The sequence below is a fragment of the Xanthomonas campestris pv. phormiicola genome (assembly GCA_025666215.1).
Lineage (GTDB): Bacteria > Pseudomonadota > Gammaproteobacteria > Xanthomonadales > Xanthomonadaceae > Xanthomonas_A > Xanthomonas_A campestris_A.
Map to the genome: position 1 here is coordinate 2,724,708 of CP102593.1, position 20,566 is coordinate 2,745,273.

The 20,566-nt window shown below is 70.2% G+C and carries 20 protein-coding genes and 1 pseudogene; 3 read left to right on the forward strand and 18 right to left on the reverse strand.

The window, feature by feature from the left end; genetic code table 11:
• Window positions 1–22 precede the first annotated feature (22 nt).
• From NRY95_11215 to NRY95_11300, 18 genes and pseudogenes are all read right to left on the reverse strand, one after another.
• Window positions 23–1,474: an FAD-dependent monooxygenase gene (locus NRY95_11215; GenBank protein UYC14331.1), complete on the reverse strand. Its 1,452-nt coding sequence runs from the start codon at window positions 1,472–1,474 to the stop codon at window positions 23–25.
• A gap of 130 nt (window positions 1,475–1,604) precedes the next feature.
• Window positions 1,605–2,723 (reverse strand): tryptophan 2,3-dioxygenase family protein, encoded by a 1,119-nt coding sequence (locus NRY95_11220; protein UYC14332.1) that lies wholly within the window; start codon window positions 2,721–2,723, stop codon window positions 1,605–1,607.
• 56 nt (window positions 2,724–2,779) lie between these two features.
• Complete coding sequence (locus NRY95_11225; protein UYC14333.1) at window positions 2,780–3,304, reverse strand: VOC family protein; 525 nt, start codon at window positions 3,302–3,304, stop codon at window positions 2,780–2,782.
• A gap of 620 nt (window positions 3,305–3,924) precedes the next feature.
• Window positions 3,925–5,031 carry a glycosyltransferase family 4 protein gene (locus tag NRY95_11230; GenBank protein ID UYC14334.1) on the reverse strand — a complete coding sequence of 369 codons (1,107 nt, stop codon included), beginning with the start codon at window positions 5,029–5,031 and terminating at the stop codon, window positions 3,925–3,927.
• Window positions 5,028–6,152, reverse strand: coding sequence for a glycosyltransferase family 4 protein (locus tag NRY95_11235; GenBank protein ID UYC14335.1), 1,125 nt, complete (start codon window positions 6,150–6,152; stop codon window positions 5,028–5,030). Before NRY95_11235 ends, NRY95_11230 begins: the two co-directional genes overlap by 4 nt.
• 26 nt (window positions 6,153–6,178) lie before the next feature.
• Window positions 6,179–6,361: pseudogene (locus tag NRY95_11240) on the reverse strand (B12-binding domain-containing radical SAM protein).
• Window positions 6,362–6,426: 65 nt separating this feature from the next.
• Window positions 6,427–7,125, reverse strand: a complete 699-nt coding sequence (locus NRY95_11245; GenBank protein ID UYC14336.1) for a class I SAM-dependent methyltransferase — start codon at window positions 7,123–7,125, stop codon at window positions 6,427–6,429.
• Window positions 7,122–8,351 carry an amidohydrolase family protein gene (locus NRY95_11250; protein ID UYC14337.1) on the reverse strand — a complete coding sequence of 410 codons (1,230 nt, stop codon included), beginning with the start codon at window positions 8,349–8,351 and terminating at the stop codon, window positions 7,122–7,124. Before NRY95_11250 ends, NRY95_11245 begins: the two co-directional genes overlap by 4 nt.
• Before the next feature lie 3 nt (window positions 8,352–8,354).
• Window positions 8,355–9,164, reverse strand: coding sequence for a class I SAM-dependent methyltransferase (locus NRY95_11255; protein ID UYC18566.1), 810 nt, complete (start codon window positions 9,162–9,164; stop codon window positions 8,355–8,357).
• Window positions 9,165–9,341: 177 nt separating this feature from the next.
• Window positions 9,342–10,199: a Wzz/FepE/Etk N-terminal domain-containing protein gene (locus NRY95_11260; GenBank protein ID UYC14338.1), complete on the reverse strand. Its 858-nt coding sequence runs from the start codon at window positions 10,197–10,199 to the stop codon at window positions 9,342–9,344.
• Entirely contained in the window at window positions 10,196–11,371 is a 1,176-nt protein-coding gene (locus NRY95_11265; protein ID UYC14339.1) for a hypothetical protein, read from the reverse strand. Before NRY95_11265 ends, NRY95_11260 begins: the two co-directional genes overlap by 4 nt.
• Window positions 11,368–12,309, reverse strand: coding sequence for a glycosyltransferase (locus tag NRY95_11270; protein UYC14340.1), 942 nt, complete (start codon window positions 12,307–12,309; stop codon window positions 11,368–11,370). Before NRY95_11270 ends, NRY95_11265 begins: the two co-directional genes overlap by 4 nt.
• Window positions 12,309–13,562 carry an O-antigen translocase gene (locus NRY95_11275; GenBank protein UYC14341.1) on the reverse strand — a complete coding sequence of 418 codons (1,254 nt, stop codon included), beginning with the start codon at window positions 13,560–13,562 and terminating at the stop codon, window positions 12,309–12,311. Before NRY95_11275 ends, NRY95_11270 begins: the two co-directional genes overlap by 1 nt.
• A complete protein-coding gene (locus NRY95_11280; GenBank protein ID UYC14342.1) occupies window positions 13,559–14,674 on the reverse strand; it encodes a DegT/DnrJ/EryC1/StrS family aminotransferase in 1,116 nt (371 codons plus the stop codon). The genes NRY95_11275 and NRY95_11280 overlap by 4 nt, the downstream gene beginning before the upstream one ends.
• Window positions 14,671–15,606 (reverse strand): GNAT family N-acetyltransferase, encoded by a 936-nt coding sequence (locus NRY95_11285; GenBank protein ID UYC14343.1) that lies wholly within the window; start codon window positions 15,604–15,606, stop codon window positions 14,671–14,673. Before NRY95_11285 ends, NRY95_11280 begins: the two co-directional genes overlap by 4 nt.
• Window positions 15,593–16,552, reverse strand: a complete 960-nt coding sequence (locus NRY95_11290; GenBank protein ID UYC14344.1) for a hypothetical protein — start codon at window positions 16,550–16,552, stop codon at window positions 15,593–15,595. Before NRY95_11290 ends, NRY95_11285 begins: the two co-directional genes overlap by 14 nt.
• Before the next feature lie 4 nt (window positions 16,553–16,556).
• A complete protein-coding gene (locus NRY95_11295) occupies window positions 16,557–17,222 on the reverse strand; it encodes an acetyltransferase (GenBank protein ID UYC14345.1) in 666 nt (221 codons plus the stop codon).
• A gap of 4 nt (window positions 17,223–17,226) precedes the next feature.
• Window positions 17,227–17,643, reverse strand: a complete 417-nt coding sequence (locus NRY95_11300; protein ID UYC14346.1) for an FdtA/QdtA family cupin domain-containing protein — start codon at window positions 17,641–17,643, stop codon at window positions 17,227–17,229.
• A 349-nt stretch (window positions 17,644–17,992) separates the two neighbouring features.
• On the opposite strand from NRY95_11300, the gene NRY95_11305 reads away from it, so the two are divergent.
• The 3 genes from NRY95_11305 to NRY95_11315 are packed head-to-tail and all read left to right on the forward strand — an operon-like array spanning window position 17,993 to window position 20,352.
• A complete protein-coding gene (locus tag NRY95_11305; GenBank protein UYC18567.1) occupies window positions 17,993–18,502 on the forward strand; it encodes a cytochrome b/b6 domain-containing protein in 510 nt (169 codons plus the stop codon).
• Between the two features lie 60 nt (window positions 18,503–18,562).
• The gene (locus NRY95_11310) at window positions 18,563–19,924 is read left to right on the forward strand and encodes a cytochrome C (protein ID UYC14347.1); all 1,362 of its coding nucleotides are present in this window, start codon (window positions 18,563–18,565) and stop codon (window positions 19,922–19,924) included.
• A gap of 29 nt (window positions 19,925–19,953) precedes the next feature.
• The gene (locus NRY95_11315; GenBank protein UYC14348.1) at window positions 19,954–20,352 is read left to right on the forward strand and encodes a c-type cytochrome; all 399 of its coding nucleotides are present in this window, start codon (window positions 19,954–19,956) and stop codon (window positions 20,350–20,352) included.
• The last annotated feature ends 214 nt before the right edge of the window (window positions 20,353–20,566 follow it).

A 20,566-nucleotide genomic window follows, 5' to 3' on the forward strand; every position in this document is an offset into this window, starting at 1 on the left:
CGTACTCCAGGCGAGAAGCGGATCAGGCAAGCGGATGCAGACAGGGCGCCGCGTCGTGGCGTGCGATCAGGTGCAACAGGTCGTCGCGTGTCGGGCGCCGTGCGGGCGGCGGTCCGCCCTGCGCGCGCAAGGCTTGCACGCGTGCCATCACGTCGGCGCGCGCGAAGATCGCCTCGGGCGGGTCCAGCATGCCCGTGCGCCGCGCCAGCGCATGCCAGACCAGCGGATCGTGGCCGGCCGCGGCCGCAATGTGCTGCAGGGTGATCTCCGCCGTGGTCGGCGGCGCTGGCGGCGTTCCTGCCCAGAGTGCGTTGCGCGCCCGGTCCTGCATCACGCTGTCGTCGTGCCAGGGCCGGACCAGGCGCTGCGCCAGCCGGTCGGCTCGATGCGCAAAACGGACGAGGTCCTGCAGTCCCTCGGCACGCGCGAGCTCGGCGAGCGCGAAGACGTAGCGCATGGCCAGGGACATGCCGCGGGTATAGGTCGGATTGGTGATGCACAATGCATCGCCGACCGCGACCGTGCCCAGCACCACTGGCTGCCCGCCCCTGGCGAAACGGCGGAAGCGGTTCTCGCAAACGGGCCAGCGCAAAACGCCGGACACCGGCTCGCACACGTCTGGTTCCAGCCATGCGGCAAGGCCCGGATGTTGCCGCGCCGCCGCGACAAACAGCCGAGGATCGTCAAAGGCGTGCAGCGCCTTGTCGTCCTGCGCCACCATCAAGGTCACGGACGCATAGCCGTTGTCGGCCGGACAGACGATGCATCCGCTCGCCGCCGCATGGCCGCCGGCCGAGAAGCCGGCCTCCAGCCGAACCGAAGGCCGCTGGCGCAGCCGGTACCAGCGGGTGTAGTACGACAGCCCGCACCGCTCGACGCTGTCCGCGGGCGTCTCCACGGCAGCGGCATGCAACCACTTGGCGAACGGCGAACCGCGGCCGAGCGCGTCGATGGTGAGGTCGGCAAGCACCTCGCCGGTGGAGGTCTGCACTCCTCGCACTTTCGCGCCCCCCGCGTCCAGCACCAAGCCGGTGACGGCGGTCCGCTGGCGTACGGAGACCTGCGGTTCCGCGTACACGATGGGGAGCAACACGGCTTCCACCAGCGACCGGCGCACGGACAATCCGGCCAGGTCGGCATCGTCGCAGCGCGGCACCTGCGCCTGGCCGTGCAACTGCGCCCCGAACGGCATCTCTACTGCGCCGGCCGCGAGCAGGGCGTGCCAGACATCCGGCGCATGCGCGCGCAGCAGCTGACGCCCGAGCGCGGCGAGCGCGTGGGTATGCCGCGCATGTGGCACGCCCTTGCGCCACCACCGCTCCACGCGCGCCGGGTCGCGCAGGTCCGACACGCTGGGGACACCGAGCGCGTCGCGTTCGATCAGGGTGACCCGGACACCGCTTCGGGCGAACGCCAGCGCGCTGAGCAGGCCGGCGACGCTGCCGCCAAGCACGGCCACATGGGGCGCGGTCATCGTGCGTTTGCCTTGTCAGGCATGGCCAGCAGAAGCGTGTCCCGCCAGCGCAGCCGCCGGTCTGGGCGGTTGGCCATGGCCGTAGCGCACTGCGCGGGTCCCAGCGTGCCGGTCCGCATCGGATCCCCGTTCATGGCCCGCGCTCCGCTGCACCGCCGTGGAGCGGCACGCTGCGCAGCGGCGGCACGCTGTTCTTGGGCAACAGCAGCGAGCGCACGGTCCACAGGTCGGCGAACACGCGATACTGCAGCGCCGTCTGGTCCAGATAGGCCACGCCCGGCGAGCCACCGGTGCCGGCACGGTGGCCGATGAAGCGTTCGACCATCCGCGCATGCCGCTGGCGCCAGATCAGCATCGATTGCTCCAGCGCGACCACGCTGTCCAGCAGTTCCCAGGACCACGCCAGCTCCGGCAGCTCGCGGTAACTTTCGACGAAGATCAGTGCGGCGCGTACCGCCCGCCGCTGCGCACGCCGTTGCGGAACGGCCTGCGGATCGTCGTTGCCGAGCAGGAAGGCCGCGGCATTGGCGTTCTCCAATGCGAAGCGCGCGCGCTGTTGCTCGATCGCCGCCGCGGTCGCGCCGTTGTCGCGCGCCTGCTGCAGGCGGCGCTCGTTCTCGGTGCGCAGCGCCGCGATGTAGTCGTGCGCGAACTGTGCGGCGGCCGTGGGGTCGTTGCTCCCGGCGATCGGAAGGCGTTCGAGCCAGGCGTACAGGCTCTGCCGGAAGCTGGGGCCGGCATCGATGCGCGCCTGCAGGCGCCGTGCGGCCGCCGACGGCTCGCCGTCGGGCAGCTTCAGCGCGTCCTTGTAGGCGTCGTCCTGCCCCAGCGCGATGCGGTCGGCGTCCTCCAGCCCGAGCAGCACTTCGATCTCGCGCAGCTGCGCGGACTGGAAGCCGCTGGCCGGCGCCAGACGTCCGCGGAACTCGAGGAAGTCGCGCGCGGTCATGGTCTCCATCAGCGCGAAGTGCAGATTGGCCTGCTCGAAGACCGCGATCGCCCTGCGCAGCGAACGCACGCCCGTCGCCAGGCGGGCGTCGTTGGGCTGCAGCACCAGCAGCAGGTCCCGGGTCGCGCCGAGTTCGCGCAGGATCAGCTTGAACCACAACTCGTAGATCTGGTGGACGGCGATGAACAAGGCCTCGTCGTTGCCGATCGCCGCCTCGTCGTCGTCCAGCCCGCCCTGCAGCGCGAGCAGTTGCTCGACCTTGATGTAGTCCCAGTAGTTCATCGGGTTAGCGGACCGCACCCAGCCATCCGCCGCACCGTGGGGTACACGCGTGTCGAGCGCCGGCCCGAGCGCCCTCATCGCGCGACGCCACGCTTCAACGCGACCCATTTGGCCAGGTTGGCGTAGGCGTTCTTCTCCAGATCGCGCCAGATCGCGGTCTGGGCGATGACAGGCTTGACCAGCAGTTCCATCCGGTGCCCGTTGGGATCGCGGAAGTACCAGGAACGCGCGAGTTCGGCATGGGCGTGGTCGCCGGCCACGTCATGGATGACCGGTCCTTCGACCGTGATACCGCGTTCGCGCAGGCGCACGGCGATCTGCTCGGCAAGCGCTTCGTCGCGCACCTCCAGCGCCAGGTGCTGCGCCCAGTCGTCGTCGGGAGCGCCGTCGTCGTGGCTGCCGAGGATGTCGAAGAAGCAGATATAGCTGCCGTCTTCCATCTCGAAGAAGATGTTGTTGTTGCTCGGCCGCAGCCCGCTGGACGGCGCATGGTCGATCAACGCGGCGGCGAACTTCAGTCCGATCGCCTGCGTATAGAACTCCACTGTCTCTGCAGCGTCGCGGCAGCGGTATCCCACGTGATGCAGCTTTTGCAGCATGGCGTCCTCGCTTCGGCAAGACCTGGGGGTTGGGTTGCGATCGCGTCGGTCGATACCCGGCAGGTCGCACCTCGCTGGAGTCCAGCGTCGACCGCACAGGCTTCCTCGTCCGTTGTCACGCCGGTGCTTGGCGCGCCGCGCGCAGTCTCCGGCGTCGCCAACGCGGATGCCAAGTGTTCTTCTTGATCGATGCGCAACGTTTCCGCTTGCATTTTCAATCGCCGTCGCGACAACTTTTTCATCGGCAACAGGCAGCCGATATCGGGTTGCACACAGGCGCAGTGACCTCTGTCGAGAATCGCCACAGCCAACGCAATATCACTATCGCAACGCAAGCTCAGTGCGTCACAAAACGCCAAGGTCCGAAGATGTGATCGTGCGCAAGCCGATGCGCATCCGAGCGTCGATCCGTCTACGTCATGCGACAGCGCTGGCGTCGTGCGCATCTCCGCGCACACCGCCGGTGCGCCGGCGACGCGGCGATCGCATTCCACCGCGAAGCGATGCAATCGCCGTGGTCGCAGTTCGGGGAAGGAACGGCTGCGATGCTGGAGTCGCCCCGATGCCGGCGACATCGGCAGCGCGGCCATTGCGCCTGTGCCGCGGCTGCGACCGTTCTGCTAGGCGTCCGCCCGGCACAGCCGTCGGTAGATCGCGCCGAAGCTGCGCACGGTGTGCTCGGCGTCCTCGCGCACCGCACGGCACTGCGCGGACCAGGCCAGGCGCAGGCGCAGTTCGTCGTCGGCCAGGACCTGGCGCAAGGCTTCGGCCAGGCCGGCCCAGTCGCCGGTCGGCACCGCCAGCGCCGCCGACGGTGCCCATTCCAACAAGTGCCCTACCCCGGTGCCGACGGTGGGCACGCCGGCCACTGCCGCTTCCAGCAACACCATCGGCCCGGCTTCGTGCAGCGACGACAGCACCAGCAGATCGGCGGCCTCCACCAGCGGGCGCAGTTCGCGCTGGGTCTTGAAACCGAGGAAACGCACCTGCTGCGACAACCCGAGCTGCGCGACCAGGCGCTGCATCTCGCCGTCGAGCGTGTCCACGCCGACGATGTCGATGCGGAACGCGACCCCCGCACGCGCCAGCGCCGCCAGTGCGCGCAGCAGCGTCGGCTGGTCCTTGACCCGGTTGAGGCTGGCGACGTGCAACAGCTGGGCAGTGCCGCCATCGCGGCGGCGCGGCTCGCGCTGCGGCCAGGCGCGCAGGTCCACGCCCAGCGGCACGCGTTCGGCGGCGATGCCCAGCGCCTGCAGCGCCTCGACGATCGGTGCGCTGGCCGCGGTCACCGCGTTCGCCAGCCGCAACACCAGCGCCTCGCGCAGCCGTCCCTGCCATTTGCGTCGCCCGCCATAGCCGATGGCGTGCAGCGCGACCAGTTCGCCGCCGGCGATGTGCACCAGGCTCGGCCGCCGCAGCAGGCGTGCGGCGGCCACCGCGATCAGGCTGCAGTGGCCGGAAAAGATCGATTGCACCAGGTCGAACGGGGCCTGCCGATGCTCGGCACGGATCGCGGCGACCGCACGCAGGCGGGTGCGGCCGTCGCCGATGTTGTGGATGCGCGCGCCGAGCAGGTCCCAGCATGCCGGCGCAGGCTCCTGGTGGAGGACGAAGACGTGCACTTCGTGGGTGCGCGCCAGGCGTTCGATCAGGGTCAGCAGCACCGGGATCACCCGGTATTCGCCGCTGCGGTCGACCCCGCCGGGCACCACCAGCGCCAGCTTCATGCGCCGCTCCGCGCGGGTTGCTCCAGCAACTGCGCATAGGCGCGCGACCAGCGCCGGCCCACCGCGGCGAACGACAAGTGGGCGTCGAAATGGGCACGGACCAGCGCCGGCGCCGGCCGTTCGGCGGCGGCATGCACCAGCGCCTCGGCGAGCAGGCCGGCATCGCCGCACGGCCACAGTTCGCCGACGCGGCCGCAGTCGGTGAGCGCGCGGAACGCGGGGATATCGGTCAGCACCGGCAACGTGCCGCAGGCGAAGGCTTCCAGCGCCGCGTAGCCGCAGCTCTCGGCCAGGCTGCCCGACACGAACAGATCGGCCGCACGCATCAGCGTCTGCACCTGCGCATGCGCGACCCTGCCCAGCAGATGCACGCGCCCGCGCAGGCGCGGATCGTGCTGCACGCGGTGCTGCACCGCCTCCAGCAACGGTGCGTTGCCGAACGCGCAGAACAGCTGCAGTCCGGGCAGCCGCGCGGCGGCGCGGGCCACGCCTTGGAGCACGGTCAACGGATCCTTGCCGGCGCTCAGATGCCCAACCCATAGCACGCACGGCTCGCCATGCAAGCCGCTGTCGCGCCGCGCCTGGGCGCGATCGCCGGGGGTGAAGCGGCAGCTGGATTCGGGGATCGCGAACAGGCGGGTGGACGGCGCGAACAGTCCGGCATGCACGAACCCACGTGCCAGATCGAGCGAGGTGAAGGCGATCCCCGCCGCGGCCGCATACCACTGCCGCCACTGCGAGCGGCGCCACCAGCGCGGCGGGCGGTTGGCATGGTCCTGCAGCAGGATCGGCACCTGCGGCAATTGCCGCGCCATCGCGCAGGCCTCGCGCGCGAACTCCAGGCCGTGCACGTGGACCACGTCGGCGCCGAGCGCGTGCACGATGCCGGCGATGCGCCGCGCGCGGCTGCTGGTGCCGGCATTGCCGGGATCGGCGAAGTGGTACTCCACGCCGTTGCGCAGCAGTTGCTCCGACGCGGCGGCGGCCTGGATCACCGACACGCGGGTGCCGGTGCCGGCCACCGCTTCGGAGATGTCGGCCAGCGTCGGCCAGTGCGCGAACACCTGCGCCGGCGCCAATTCCGACGGTACCGGAACGAAATTGATCTGCACCACGTGCATGGGTTTCCTTCCAGGATGCGACATGCCTAGACTCCGGAGACCTGCGGCCGGCGCAGGCGCACCCGCCAATTGGCGAAGTTCGGTTCCCAGCGGCGGTCGTAGCGCCGGTAGCGGTGGCGCCGTACCGCCATCGCGCCGAGGCCGCGCTTGGCCCAACGCGGCGAGCGCAGGTCCTGCGCGGCGGGATAGCGACGACCCAGCACGGTGACATGGCCGCCCCAGACGATCGGCATCTTCGCTGTGAACGGCATGGAAGAAGATCGCGAGGCAGGGTTCACGGCAGCCGCCGCAGCCGCAACACCAGCGCCACCGGGACCTGCAGCGCGGCAGGATCGAAGTGCGCGCCGGCGGGAATGTCGGCAGGATCGAGCATCGGTTCGTGCACCGCCTCGATCGCCAGCCCGAGCGCGGCGCAGGCCGCATGCCAGTGGCTGTAGAGATGCTGGGTGTGCCGCACCGCGTAGCGCTGGCCGTCGGCCTTGAAGTCGCGGCGCCAGCCCAGCGCATGCCCGATCGGGTGCACGTCGCTGCACAGCACTGCACCGCCCGGGCGGGTGGCGCGGCGCAATTCCGCCAGCGCCGGCGGCAACTGCGGCAGGTGCCCGATCACCAGGGCGCAGAGGCTCAGGTCGGCGCTGGCGTCGGCCACCGGCAGTGCGTCCAGGCGGCCCTCGCACAAGCTGTAGCGATGGCCGCCGCCGGCCGCGTCCAGTTCCTGCGCGGCGCGGCGCAGCATCTGCGGCGACAGATCCACGCCGGTGGCGTGCGCGGCGCCGCGCTCGAGCGCATGCAGGAGATAACGCCCGCTGCCGCAGCCGGCATCGAGCACGCGCTGCCCGTGCAGCGTGGGCGGCAGCAGCGCCAGCATGGCGCGCTGTTCGGCCTGCATCACCGGGTTGTGCGCGCGCGCCGGGTAGCTCGCCGCCCACAGCGCATAGGCATCGAATGGATCCAGGATGGGAACGGCGCTCATGCGCGGCGCGCCTGCAGGGCGGATGGCGCGGCGCGGCGACGCGCGTCCGCTTGCAGCTCCAGCCCCGGTTCCAGCGCAATCAACGCCGGGTCGGCCAGATCGGCGGCCAGCAGCTTCGGCACGCCGTCCAGCGTCACCGGCACGGCGGCCACGCCGGAGACAGCGAACCAATCGGCGAAATCGGGATCGGCGATGCGCGGGCGCCCATCGCGCACCACCGCGCGCAGCTCGCTGCGCGCCAGCCCGACCAGGCTATGCGCCGGATCGCCGCCGCGGTCGCCGACGATCAGCAGATCCGCGCTGCTGCCGACCGCGAGACTGCCGCGTCCTTCCAGGCGCAGGATGCGCGCCGCCGCGACGGTCGCCAGCGCCAGCGCTTGCCCGGCATCCACGCCGTTGCCGGCGGCCACGCGCAGTTCGTCGAGCAGGTCGCGCGCGCCGCTCAGGCGCGAATCGCTGCCAAGCGCCAGACGCCCGCCCGCGTGCAACCGGCGCGGATCCAGGGTGCGCCCCAGCAGCGCCAGATTGCTCGACGGGCACCACACCACCGCGGCGCCGCAGGCGAGCACGCGTTCGATGTCGGCCGCGCTCAGGCCCACGCCATGGATCAGCACGCTGTTGCCGGCCAGGTAGCCGCGCCGATCGAGTTCGGCCAGTTCGCCGGCGGCGAGCGCATCGGTGCCCTCGGCCAGGTGGATCATCCACGGGCGGTCGGCGGCGGTCGCGGCGAAGCTCTGCGCCAGCGGCGGACCGTAGTCGGGGCCGTGCAAGGCATAGCTCCAGCCGAACTGGCGCAGCAGCGCGACCGGGAAGTCCGCCGCGTCCAGTTCGGCATGCCACGGATCGTGCTGGGCAAGGCAGGTGACGCCGGCGAGCAGGTTCTTCAGCGCGCCGTGGCGCAGGCGCAACGCCTTGGGCACTTGCAACGCGGCGACCACCGCGGGATCGCGGAAATGCGCCGCGAACGCCTCGATCCAGGCGTAGCTGTTGGCGAACGGCGCGGTCTGCGGCAGCGGCGGCACCGCGTTGACCTGCAGGTGCTCGTGCGCATTGATCAGCCCGGGAAACACCAGATGTCCATGCAAGGCGATGCGGTACGCGGCCGTGGCCGGCGCGGCGGCGATGCGGCCGCCGCGCAAGGTCAACGAGCCACGCACCGCACCGGCCGGGGTGGCGATGCGCGCGCCGCGCAGGTAGGTGTCGGCGGGAGCGGAAGCGGCTCGCATCGCTCAGCGCTTGCGCATCACGATCAGGAAGTGGTCGCCCATGTCGCGCAGCAGCGGCCAGCCGCCGACGCGGTCGTCCAGCCGTCCCAGCCGCTCGCCCCAGCGCGGGTGGCGCCGGTAGTGCTCGACCAGGTACGGCGGCGGCAGGCACAGGCTGAGCGCGCGGTAGGAGTCCAGTTCGAAATGCGCGGAGAAGGCGCGGTAGAACTCGCGCGGCAGGTAGTACCAGGTCCAGATGGTGTGCCCGTTCATGCCCACCGCGGTGGCCCCGCGCGCGGCGCGCACCGCGGCGCGGCGGAAGCGTCCGCGCAGCGCATAATGACCAAGTTCCCAGGGACACAGGCGCCCGATCACCGAGAACACCAGGCGCCCGTCGCGGCGCAGCAGGCGCGCGCATTCGGCGGCGACCGCGGGCAGGTCCGGGGCACAGTTGAGCGGGCCGAAGTTGGAATACATGCCGTCGAACTCGCCGTCGATGCGGTCCAGTTGCTGGATGCCGACGTGCGCCGCGCTCAGCCGCCCCTGCAGCGCCGGGTCCTGGGCCCGCTGCTGCGTGCGCGCCACCATCTGCGGCGACCAGTCGGTGGCCAGCACACGGTAGCCGCGCTGCGCGAACTCGTGCGCGTCCAGGCCGGTACCGCAGCCCAGGTCGATCAGCCGCGCGCCGACCGGCAGTTGCGCGGCCACCGTCTCCCACAAGGTGCCGCGCATGCGCTGGATCAGTTCGTTGTTGCCGCGCGGGCCGTCGTAGTCGGCGGCGACGCTATCGAAGGCGCGCTGGGTCTCCAGCAACAATGCCGGATCGATCGTCATCGCGCGCGCAGCGGCGCCGGGCTTGCCATTCGCAGTCACATCCACTCTCCACTCGCCTGCCGTCGTCGTCGGGAACCGCCGTGCCGGCCGCAAGCGCGGATCGCACGGTATGCCAGTGAGTGCGGGCGGCGGGCGGTTTGGTTGAATCGCAGACAGCGGCGTTGCCGGCTGTGGCGGTTACGCGCCGCTGCCGGCCGGCGCGGGCTGCGGCACGTGCGCCGCCTGCCGGCGCCGCAGCGCGTTGCGGACGATCGCGGCGAACACGCCAAGTCCGACGCCCAGCATCAGCCCCACTGCCAGCACCAGCACCGGATTGGGAAATGCGGGACGCTCGGGCACGTACGCCGCCCACGGCGCGGAGGTGTCGTAGGTGTAGCGCGCGCCGAGCCGGGCGAACAGATCGTCGCGCTCGGACTTGAGGCTGCGGATGGTCGCGTTCTTCTCCGACAACAGCATGTTGCCGAGCAATTGCTGTTCGACGCTGCCCTTGCCCTCGGCCTGCTGTTGCAGCAGGTGCGTGCGCTCGGCCTGCGTCGCGGCCAGTTCGCCGCCGATGTCCTGCAGGCGTTCGCGCGCCTGTTGCATCGGCACGGCCTGGATACGCCGATGCAGCGCCTGCAGCTGCGCCGTCGTCGCCGTGGCCAGGGCGCGCGCCTGCTGCGCCGAATCGGCGCGCAGGCTCAGCTCGATCAGGTTGGCATAGGGATCCGGATCCAGTTTCAGGCTGCTGCGGTACAGCGCGGCCTCACGCCCTTTCAACGGCAGACCCAGACTCTGCAGCACCTGGTCCTGGAACAGCCGGGTCTTGATCCGCTCGATCACGCGCTGGAACGGCTCCAGCTTGGGATCGCGCCCGGCCGGGGTCGGGCCGAACTCGCCGACCTGCACCCACGCGGTGGCCTGCCACTGGCGCGTGGCCACATGCAGGAACGCGAACGCCAGCGCCAGCGTGGCGAGCAGCGGCAGCACGCACCATCGCCACTCGCGGCGCAGGATCCGCCACAGGTCGATCAGGTAGATTTCGTCTTCTTTCATGGCAAGGTGGGTCTCGGGGAAGAGGATGGCGGCAGCGCCTGCCCCGCCCTGCCCGCCGCCGCGCGGCGGTTCGGCAGCAGCGCGCTGCCGGCGTGCAGGAGCAGGCACAGCGCGATGAAGCCGGCGTTGGTCCAGGTGAAGGCCTGCGGCGCGAACGGCGACATCAGGCAGGCATAGGCGATACGCAGGAACACCAGCAGGTTGAACAGGGACACCGTGCTGCCGAGCAGGCGCACGCTCCACAGCAGCGCCGCGTACAGCGCCAGCATCGCCGCCAGCGCGGCGCCGGCGCCGCCGGCCAACAGGAACGGGAAGAACTCGGTGCCGACGTTGATGTTCGGCGCATCCAGCGGAATGCCGGTGCCGGCGGTGGCGATCGAGCCGCTCAGCGGCACCAGCTGGTTGACCAGGAAACTGGTGTTGATGTAGCCCTTGGCCAGCATCGCGCCGAAGTTGTACGGGCCGGCACCGATGTACAGCAGCAGCCACTTGATGCCCTGCGGCGCGGCGCGATACAGGCCGCTGAACGGCAGCGTCACCGAATCCAGCGAGCCCGAGCGCAGCGTGCCGAGCAGCGAGAACGCCGCGCCGCCGGCGACCAGCAACGCCACGATGGCCTTCCACGGCATCGGCCGCGCCGGATCGCGCCGCAGCAGCAGGAGCAGCGCGAAGCTGAACAAGGCGGTGAAGATGCGATTGCGGTCGATCACCAGCACCGGGAACACGAAGCCGGCGACGATCATCGCGTTGCGCAGCGCCTTGTCGCGCACGCACAGCAGCGCGATCGGCGGCAGGATCCAGCACATGTTGGACAGGTGCCGCACGTGCGAATGCAGCGGCGTCAGGTCGGCATACGCGGAAGGGTTGGTGAACAGCGGAATCGGGAACAGCGCCAGGTCCAGCACGCAGAACACGCCGACCAGCGCGGCCAGGCACAGCGCGACGAAGGCCTCGCGGGTGCCGGCATAGCGGCGCGCGCGAAACGCCGCCAGCGACGGCAAGCGGATGCCGTGCAGCGCATCCAGCAACAGCGTCGTTGCGGCCGCGGCGGCCAGCAAGGCGATGCCGGCGGAATAGCCGGGCGGCAGATCGAAGCTGAGCAGGGTCAGCGCGCAACTGAACAGCAGCGGCAGGCCGAAATAGCTCGACGGCAGAAGCAACAGGCGTTTCATGCGCGCCCCGCCAGCGGTGCCGGCGCTGCCGGCTGGATCCGCGCCAACAGCGACAGCCACGCATGCGCCAGCAGGTGGCAGCCCAGCAGCACCGGATCGCGGCGCAGGAACGCGATCTTGGCGGCGATGTAGTGCGCCTGTGCGCGCAGCAGGGTGCGGCACGGCGCATCGAACAGCGCGGCGCGGCGCAGCGCCACCCGCCGCGATTCGGCCAGATTGGCCAGGCGGCTGGGCAGGTGCCGGGTCCTGCTGGCATTGGCGCCATGCAGCCGGTAGGCGCAGACGGCGATGTCGATGAAGCCCAGCGCATCGCGCGCGACCAGGCGCAGGAAGAAATCCCAGTCCTCGATGTGCAGTTCTTCGCTCCAGGCCAGGCGCGCCTGCAGCGCACTGCGCCGCACCAGGGTCACCGCCCCGCTCACCGCCCAGTGGCCGATCACCGCGCGGCGGATGCCGGCATCGCTCAGGTACAGGCGTTTGTCCACGCCGTGCAGGTCGCGCATGCTGCTCTGGTGCAGCAGGCGCCCGTCCGCGTCGACCACGACGGCGTCGCCGATCACCGCGGTCTTGCCCGGCGAGGCGCGCAGATAGGCGACCTGCGCGGCCAGGCCGCCAGGCAGCAGGTAATCGTCGCTGGCGCCCAGGCGCAGGAATTCGCCGCTGGCCATCGCCACCAGGTGGTTCAACGTGGCGGCGATGCCGCGGTTCTCGCGCTGCCAGAACCGCACCGGCACGCGGTGGCCATGCAGCGCGATCCACTCGGCGATGCGCGCGGCGGTGGCGTCGCTGGAGCCGTCGTCGACGATCACGATCTCCTTGTTCGGATACGGATCCTCCAGCACGCTGTCCAGGCAGCGCTGCACGAAGCGTTCGTGGTTGTACGCCGGCACCAGCACCGACACCAGCGGCGCGTCATCGCGAACTCCACATTCGTCCATCAGCGCCACCCTCCCAGATAGCGCCGCACCACCACGACGTTGAACGCCAGGTACAGCGCATAGTTGACGGCGAACGCGTAGGCGGCCCCGATCAGGCCCATGCGCGCGGTGAACAGGTACACCAGCCCCAGATAGCTGGCGGCGAACACGCATTCGGAGATCACGAACAGCCGCGTCATCGCCTTGGCCAGCATCAGGTAGGACAGCACGAACGAGGCGATCTTGATCACGTCGCCGACCAGCTGCGGCGCGTACAGCGGCGCGGCCGCGGCGAAGCCGGCGGCGAACAGCAGCCGGGTGAGCCAGTCGCGGCACAGGTAGATCGCCGCGGCCAAGACGATCACCGCCGGCAACACATAGCGGTAGGCGCTGCGCAACTCCAGCAGCAGCCCGGCGCGGTCGCGCAGCGCGGCCAGCTTGGGCAGGTAGTAGACGTTGATCGCCGTGGTGAAGAACAGCAGATAGGCGTCGGAGACCTTGCTCACCGCCTGCCAGTAGCCGACCTGCTGCCAGCCGAAGCTCCCGGCAAGATGGTCGCGCACGCCGATGTTGACCAGCAGCGGCAGCAGCGCCGAGGTCAGCGTCATCACCGAGAACGCGGCCAGGCGCCGGGTCATTTCCACATCGAAGCGGATGCGCAGCATGTCGCGGCGGAAGTACGGGCTGCGCCGCAGCGCCGGCACACCGGCGCACAGCCACAGCACCTGCCCGGCGACCAGCGCCAGCAGCGCGCCGTACAGCTGCAGCCAGCGCGCCAACCACAGCACCACCAGCACGCTGAGCACCGAGCCGGCGACCTGGATGAAGGCCAGCCGGCGCACGTCCATGAAACCGTTGACCACGGCCAGGATGTAGTTGACCAGGGCGATGCCGAGCTGGGCCACGGCCAGCACGCAGATCAGGCTCTGGTACTGCGGATCGCCGAGCAGGCGCTGCGCGATCTGGTGGCTGAACAGCAGCGCGAGCACGCCCATCGCGCAGGCGGCGCAGCAGGCATAACCCAGCGCCGCGCCCAGCAACCGCGCCAGCTGCTGCGCATCGTCGCGGTATTCGGCCACGTACTTGACGATGCCGGCGCCGATGCCGCCGCCGGCCAGCACCGCCAGCAGCGACATCAGGCTGGTGAACTGGCCGAGCCGCGCGACCCCGGCCGGTCCGGCGTAGACCGCCACCAGCTTCAGCACCAGCAGCGCGGCCAGCAGCTTGGCCGCGGTGGCCGCGCCGCTGTACACGCCGCTGCGCAGCACGTTCATGGCGCGGTGGCCTCGAACGCCAGGCAGGCGGCGATCACCTGCTCCACCGCATCCGCATCCAGGGTCGGCCCGATCGGCAGGCTCAGTACTTCACGGTGCAACTGCTCGCACAGCGGCAGGCTGCATCCGCTCAGTGCGGCATAGGCCGGCTGCCGGTGCGGCGGCAGCGGATAGTGCACCAGGCAGTGGATGCCGCTGGCCAGCAGATGGCGCTGCAGCGCGTCGCGCCGGGCGCAGCGCAGCACGAACAGATGCCAGGCATGGCGCGCTTCGTCGGCCACCTGCGGCAGCTGGATCAGCGGATGCACGATGCGCGCGCGATAGCGCTGCGCCACCTCGCGGCGGCGCGCGATGTCGGCATCCAGATGGTTCAGCTTGACCCGCAGCAGCGCCGCCTGCATCTCGTCCAGGCGCGAATTCACGCCTTGCACCAGGTGCCGGTACTTGATGTCCGACCCGTAGTTGCGCAGCATCCGGATCTGCGCCGCCAGCGCGGCATCGTCGGTCGCCACCGCACCGCCGTCGCCGAGCGCGCCCAGGTTCTTGCCGGGAAAGAAACTGAAGCCGGCGGCATCGCCGAAGCTGCCGGCGTGGCGCCCGTGCAGGCGCGCGCCATGCGCCTGCGCGGCGTCCTCGATCAACAGCAGACCATGCTGCCGCGCCAGCACCCGCAGCGCCGCCATGTCGGCCAGCTGCCCGTACAGGTGCACCGCCATGATCGCCCGCGTGCGCGGCCCGATCGCGCGCTCCACGCAGGCCGGATCCAGGTTGAAGCTGATCGGGTCCGGCTCCACCGGCACCGGCTGCAGCCGGTTCTCGCTGATCGCCAGGAAGCTGGCGATGAAGGTGTTGCCCGGCACGATCACCTCGTCGCCCTCGCGCAGTCGGCCGAGTTCGCGGTAGCCGCGCAGGATCAGGCTCAGCGCGTCCATGCCGTTGCCCACGCCGATGGCATGAGCGGTGCCGCAATAGCCGGCGAACTCGCGCTCGAACGCCGCCAGTTCCTCGCCCAGCACGTACCAGCCCGAGTCGATCACCCGCGCCGCCGCCGCCTTCAGTTCGTCGGCGTAGCGCGCGTTGAGCGCGCGCAGATCCAGGAACGGTACGCTCATCGCAGATCCCAGGCGTAGAAATCGTGGACCACCCCACGCGCGCCGAAGCGCTCCTTCTGCGTGACCAGGCCCTCGTTGAGGACGCGGCCCTGCTGTTCGGTGGAGATGCCCAGGCTGAAGTACTCGCGTTGCGCGTAGCGGGTTTCGATCAGCTCGGCCAGCAGCAGGCTCAGCGCATCCAGGCGCCGGCCCTGCTCGGAGCAGGCCAGGTACTGGGTATGCACCACCCGGCCGAAGTCGTACAGCAGCGTGCCGGCCAGCAGCGTCTGACCGTCGCGCACTTCGTACAACGCCAGCTGTTCCGGGAAGCGCCCGCACAACAGGCGCAGCTCCTGCAGGCTGTGGGTCGGGGTGGCGCCGTGGCGTTGCAGCACCTGGCTCAGCAGCGCATGGAACTGCGCCGGATCGGCGTTGCGCTGCACGCGCAGGCCGGCCTTGCGCGCCTTGCAGATCGAGCGCCGCCGCTCGGCGGCGAAGCGCAGCGGCTCGCGCAGGGCGATCGCCGAGGACAGGTCGCGGCGCTGCAGGCGCGCGCCGAGCCGATGCAGCGCATAGAGGTCTTCGTCCGCCGGCGACGCATGGAACAGGTGCGGCACCGCCTTGTACAGCAGCTCGTGCACGCCGCGGGCGCGGTAGTGCGCGGCGATCTGCTCGAACACCGCCAGCGTCGCCGCCGCGCGCAGATCGTGCGCGGACAGCAATCCGGCGTAGCTCAGCCCGGCATGGCTGACCACCCGCGCACCCTCGATGTTGGCCGGAAACGCAGCCACCGGCGCACCGCCGCGCTCGACCAGCAGCGAGGCATCGACGAAGCGCTCGGCGTGATACTCCATGTAGCCGCGCCGGTGCAGCAGGTTGCCGTTCCTGGACTGGGCGATCAACGCGTCCCAGGCGGGCGCATCGGCGGCGGTATACGGCCTAACCGAAAACATCGCCGTTCCCCGCGCCCATGTCGCCGGCAAGCGGCGCCACCGCCACGCCGAACCCATCGCGGCCCATGTCGTTGCCGTTGTAGAACATCAGCAGGCGGTCGCGGTGCCGGATCAGCGCCGGATAGCACAGCGTGCGCGCATCCCAGCCGCTGGGCGAACGTTGCAGGCCGAAGGCGTCGTCGCAACGCCGCCAGTGGCGGCCGTCGTCGCTGCGCGCCACGCCGGGGAAGTACGCGCCGTCGCGGTTGCCGCGGGTGAAATACATCAGGTAGCCGCCGTCGTGGCGATAGACGCGCGGGCGACCGATCCGGTATTCGCTGCCCTGCGGCAGAAGGCAGACCGTATCCTGGCGCGGGACCGCCTGCAGGTCGTCGGTCTCGGCGCAGCGGATGTGATAGCGCGGGAACGGCGTGCCGTCGATCTGTTCCCAGTCGTCGCCCACGGCATACCACAGCCGCCAGCGTCCTTCCTCGTAGCGCGCCGCATGCACCGCGGCGATGGTGCTGCGCCCGGGCGCGCGATCCAGCAGCGGCGTGTCCTGGCGCCGCTGGAACGTCTCGCCGCCATCGGTGGACACCGCCAGCCCGGTGAAGGCCAGGAACTTGGCCTTGGCCACGCGCTGGAAGCCGACATAGAACATGTACAGCCCGTCCGCCGCGGCGACCACGTCGCCGAGGATCATGCCGTTGTCGTCGAAGCAGCCGTCGCGGCCGATGTCCAGCACCGGCGCGGCGCTGACCCGCACCGCCCGGGTCGGATCGTCGCCACGCACATCGACATAGCCGATGCGGCTGACCCCGGCATCGTCGCGGAAGCCGGCATAGACGCGGATCAGCTCGGCATCCAGCCGATGCGGCGTCGGCGTCAGCGCCGAATGCCGCATCCAGCCGCCGACGCCGTCGCGTGCGGTGGCGAACGCCAGGCCGCGTTTGCTCCAGTCGAACATGGCGTCAGAGCGTCACGTCGAAGCTGGACTTGCCGGCCACCGCGCGTGCCGGCGCGCCGACGTAGACCCGGCCCGGTTCGGTGTCGCGGGTGACCAGCGCGCCGGCGCCGATCACGTTGTCCGCGGCGACCTTGACCCCGTCGCTCAGGGTGGCGTTGACCCCGACGAAACTGCTCCGGCCGATCTCGCAATAGCCGGAAATCACCGCGTGCGAGGCGACGAACACGTGGTCGTGGATCACCGTGCGATGGCCGATGTGATTGCCGCTCCACAGGATGCAGTTGTCGCCGATGCGGGTGAACGGCTGCACCACGTTGCCTTCGAACACGAAACAGTTCTCGCCCAGCTGCGCATTGCGCCAGACGAAGGCGCGCGAGCTGACGTAGCTGGCCAGGCGATAGCCGCGGCGCTTGGCGTCGAAATAGAAGCGTGTGCGCAGCCGGTTGAGGCCGCTGGCGGGAATGGCCACGAACGCCTCGACCTTGCCCGGCGGGTACAGCCGCTCCAGTTCGTCGTAGGCCACCACCGGCCGCTCGGCCAGCGTCGGCGCGCTGATGTAGTCGCGCTCGGCGCTGAAGGCGAGCACTTCGTAGTCGCTGTCTTGGCTGAAGTACTCGCAGGCGATCTGTGCCAGCTCGCCCGCGCCGATGATGACCAACGGTTTCGCCATGGCGCTACGCCTCCTGCCTGTGCACGCCGCCCGCTTCGCGCAGGAATTCGTCGTAGTCGAGGATGTAGTCGGCCGGATCGTAGGCCTGGTCGGCCAGCACCATCAGCACGCAGTCGTCGCTGAAATCGTACAGGTCGCGCCACACCATGTTGCCGAGCAGCAGGCCCTGCCGCGGATCGTCCAGCACCACCTGCAGCGGCCCGCTGCCGTCGTCGAGCAGGAACGACACCGAACCGTGCAGGGCGACGGCCAACTGGTTGAGATGGCGGTGCGCGTGCTGCCCGCGGTGCACGCCGTTCTTCGTGGCGAACAGGTAATACACGCGCCGGATGTCGAAAGGCACGTCGCGCTGCTGTTCCAGGGCGACGAGCAGACCGCGCTCGTCGCCGTGCGTACGCAACTGGATTCGTTCGATTGCCATGAGTGTGCCCGACACGGACTCCGACGCGGAGTTACCAGGCTGAGTGCCTCCGGTCTGCGGAAAGGTTGCGCCTGGCCGCACGCAACGCCGATCCGGCGTGCGTCGCCACGCCGACGCAACCTTTTGCCGCGCGCCCGGCACCCATCTGCGACCACCACTGCGCCAGCCGTCGCGCTGACCGCCGGTGGCGCAGCACGACGCCGCGAACGGCAGCGCGCATTCCATCGTTATCACCTGGACAGGGCACGCCACCATGACTTCCTCCACGCAGGCCGACGACAGCGGCTCCCTTTCCGAGACGCCACAGCATCCGCCGCGCACGTCCGCAGCCACCGCGCTGCCGCGGCCGATGGTGGTGCTGCACTGGCTCACCGTGCTGTGCCTGGTGCTGGCGGCGGGCCTGATCCTGCTGCGCGAAGAGGTCGAAGGCCGCGCCGTGCGCCAGTGGCTGCTGGAAGGACATCGCCATTTCGGGCTGTTCGTGCTCGGCCTGTTCTTCCTGCGCGTGGCGCTGCGCCTGCGGCTCGGCAAACGCCACGATGCGGATGCCGCCTCGCCGCTGCTGCGCGCGCTTGCCGGACTCACCCACGTGGTCATGTACGCGCTGCTGCTGACCCTGCCGGTGCTGGGCTGGGCGCTGAGCCAGTCCATGGGCAAGCCGGTGCATCTGTTCGCCGCCACACTGCCGGAGCTGGTCGCGCCCGATCCGGATCTGGCCGACACGCTGGGCGCCTGGCACGTGTATGCCGCGTGGGCGCTGCTCGGCCTGATCCTGCTGCATATCGGTGCCGCGCTGTGGCACCACTTCGTGCGCCGCGACGACACGCTGCGGCGAATGCTGCGCTTGCGCCGCGGCTGAGCCGCGCTTTACGCCCTTCCCTCGTCCGCCGCCGCGCCGACCCGCTCAAGGACCCATCGCATGCAGACCGCCCCGTCTCCCTCTTCTTCCTTCCGTGCCGGCACGCTGCGTGGCGCCGAGCAGGTCCTGCTGTGGTCCACGCTCGGCTCGCTGTTGCTGCTGGTCAGCCCGCGCGCCGCGGCGGTGCCGGCGTTCGCGCGGCAGACCGGCTCCTCCTGCGCGGACTGCCACATCGGCGCCTACGGCCCGGCGCTGACCCCGTATGGCATGCGCTTCAAGCTCAACGGCTACACCGACAGCGACGGCAACGGCACCAAGATCCCGGCCTCGGCGCAGCTCACCGGCACCCGCAGCGTGCCGGTGCGCGGCAAGACCAACAACCAGCTCAGCGAGGCCGACCTGTACCTGGCCGGCCGGGTCAGCGACAACGTCGGCGGCTACATCAAGGTCTCCAGCACCAATAACGGCAAGGACAAGTTCACCACCAAGCTGGACAACGTGGACCTGCGCTTCGTCGCCAAGACCTTCAAGCTCGGCGGCAAGGACGCGCTGCTCGGGGTGAGCGTCAACAACAACCCCGGCAGCCAGGACCCGATCGGCGTGCTGCCCAACGCCTCCGGCCTGGGGCCGGCCTCGGCCTACGCCAGTTCCACCACCCTGCTCAACCAGTCCTCGCTGTCCAACCGGGTGATCGGCACCAGCCTCTACGGCGTCTACGACCGCAACTGGTACGGCGAGATCGGCACCTACACCGCGCTGCCGGTCTCCACCCAGGACGATCTCGGCTACGCGGTCGGCGGCGATCCGGGCAAGCTCAGCGACACCGGCTATCTGCGCCTGAGCTACATGAAGGACCTGAAGAAGCAGTTCTTCTCCGCCGGCATGGTCGCGCTGACCACCCGGCGCCAGTTGCCGCGCAGCAGCGGTCCGCGCGACGACTTCACCGACCTGGGCTACGACCTGAACTACCAGTTCCTCGGCACCCGCGAGCACATCCTCAAGCTCGGCTACCTCAACATCTACGAGCGCCGCCGCTACGGCAGCGCACTGATCGACCCGGCCGACCCCAGCGTGGCCGGGCTGCGCCGCGGCAGCATCCGCGACCAGTCGATCAATCTCAGCTACACCTACAAGCAGAGCTACGGCCTGCTGCTGGCGCATTTCATCAACACCGGCTCGGCCGACGCGTTCCGCTACAGCCCGTACGGCACGCCGGACACCACCAGCAACCTGATCAGCGCGTCCTGGGCGCCGTTCGGCAAGGACGATGCGTTCACCTCGATCGCCAACCTGCGCCTGTCCGCGACCTGGTTCCGTTTCAGCAAGTTCAACGGCACCACCGGCAACGTGTTCGGCGCCCTGCCGGTCACCCGCCCGCACGACCTGAACCAGTTCTCGCTGGCACTGAGTCTCGCCTTCTGAGCCTCCCTTTCCCCCACGTACGGATCGTCATGAAACCAGCCAACGCAGTTCCCCTGTGGTGCACCCTGATGGCCAGCCTGCTGCCGCTCGGCGCCGTGCTCGCGCCGGCCGCGCATGCCGGCGGCGGCCTGCCCGGCGCCGGCGTGTTCGCCACCGAATGCGCCGAATGCCATAGCGCGGCGCCGGGCAAGAACAAGAAGGGCCCGACCCTGTTCGGCGTGGTCGGACGCAGTGCCGGCAGCGTGCCGGACTACCACTACTCGGAGGCGATGAAGAAAAGCCAATGGATCTGGACCGACGACAAGCTGCGCAGCTACCTGGCGCAACCGTCCGGCAAGGCGCTGGCAGGCGGCAACATGAAGTACGACGGACTGGACGACAGCAAGCAGCTCGAGGAATTGATCGCCTACCTGAATGGCCTGCACTAAAGCGATCGCCCGGTAGTGCGGGCAAACGGGTTCGTCGGGTATACAGACGGCCCCGAGCGCTCGCGCCTGCCTGGCCTGCGCCCTCCCCCTGACCCCGGACCGACGTTGCCCGTCATCTCAGCGCCCCCCCCCGCTCCTGCCCCCGCGCACGCCCGAGCGCCTTCGGCCTGCGCCTGCGCGCGCCGTTGCGCATGGTGCAGGCGCCTGCGCGCGC

Excerpts from the sequence above, each read along its gene's own strand:
- NRY95_11235 (UYC14335.1), bottom strand. The coding sequence starts at position 6,152 with ATGCACGTGGTGCAGATCAATTTCGTTCCGGTACCGTCGGAATTGGCG.
- NRY95_11275 (UYC14341.1), bottom strand. The coding sequence starts at position 13,562 with ATGAACGTGCTGCGCAGCGGCGTGTACAGCGGCGCGGCCACCGCGGCC.
- NRY95_11280 (UYC14342.1), bottom strand. The coding sequence starts at position 14,674 with ATGAGCGTACCGTTCCTGGATCTGCGCGCGCTCAACGCGCGCTACGCC.
- NRY95_11310 (UYC14347.1), top strand. The coding sequence starts at position 18,563 with ATGCAGACCGCCCCGTCTCCCTCTTCTTCCTTCCGTGCCGGCACGCTG.
- NRY95_11225 (UYC14333.1), bottom strand. The coding sequence starts at position 3,304 with ATGCTGCAAAAGCTGCATCACGTGGGATACCGCTGCCGCGACGCTGCA.
- NRY95_11285 (UYC14343.1), bottom strand. The coding sequence starts at position 15,606 with ATGTTTTCGGTTAGGCCGTATACCGCCGCCGATGCGCCCGCCTGGGAC.
- NRY95_11265 (UYC14339.1), bottom strand. The coding sequence starts at position 11,371 with ATGAAACGCCTGTTGCTTCTGCCGTCGAGCTATTTCGGCCTGCCGCTG.
- NRY95_11230 (UYC14334.1), bottom strand. The coding sequence starts at position 5,031 with ATGAAGCTGGCGCTGGTGGTGCCCGGCGGGGTCGACCGCAGCGGCGAA.
- NRY95_11270 (UYC14340.1), bottom strand. The coding sequence starts at position 12,309 with ATGGACGAATGTGGAGTTCGCGATGACGCGCCGCTGGTGTCGGTGCTG.
- NRY95_11300 (UYC14346.1), bottom strand. The coding sequence starts at position 17,643 with ATGGCAATCGAACGAATCCAGTTGCGTACGCACGGCGACGAGCGCGGT.
- NRY95_11255 (UYC18566.1), bottom strand. The coding sequence starts at position 9,164 with ATGACGATCGATCCGGCATTGTTGCTGGAGACCCAGCGCGCCTTCGAT.
- NRY95_11215 (UYC14331.1), bottom strand. The coding sequence starts at position 1,474 with ATGACCGCGCCCCATGTGGCCGTGCTTGGCGGCAGCGTCGCCGGCCTG.
- NRY95_11305 (UYC18567.1), top strand. The coding sequence starts at position 17,993 with ATGGTGGTGCTGCACTGGCTCACCGTGCTGTGCCTGGTGCTGGCGGCG.
- NRY95_11250 (UYC14337.1), bottom strand. The coding sequence starts at position 8,351 with ATGCGAGCCGCTTCCGCTCCCGCCGACACCTACCTGCGCGGCGCGCGC.
- NRY95_11290 (UYC14344.1), bottom strand. The coding sequence starts at position 16,552 with ATGTTCGACTGGAGCAAACGCGGCCTGGCGTTCGCCACCGCACGCGAC.
- NRY95_11245 (UYC14336.1), bottom strand. The coding sequence starts at position 7,125 with ATGAGCGCCGTTCCCATCCTGGATCCATTCGATGCCTATGCGCTGTGG.
- NRY95_11260 (UYC14338.1), bottom strand. The coding sequence starts at position 10,199 with ATGAAAGAAGACGAAATCTACCTGATCGACCTGTGGCGGATCCTGCGC.
- NRY95_11295 (UYC14345.1), bottom strand. The coding sequence starts at position 17,222 with ATGGCGAAACCGTTGGTCATCATCGGCGCGGGCGAGCTGGCACAGATC.
- NRY95_11315 (UYC14348.1), top strand. The coding sequence starts at position 19,954 with ATGAAACCAGCCAACGCAGTTCCCCTGTGGTGCACCCTGATGGCCAGC.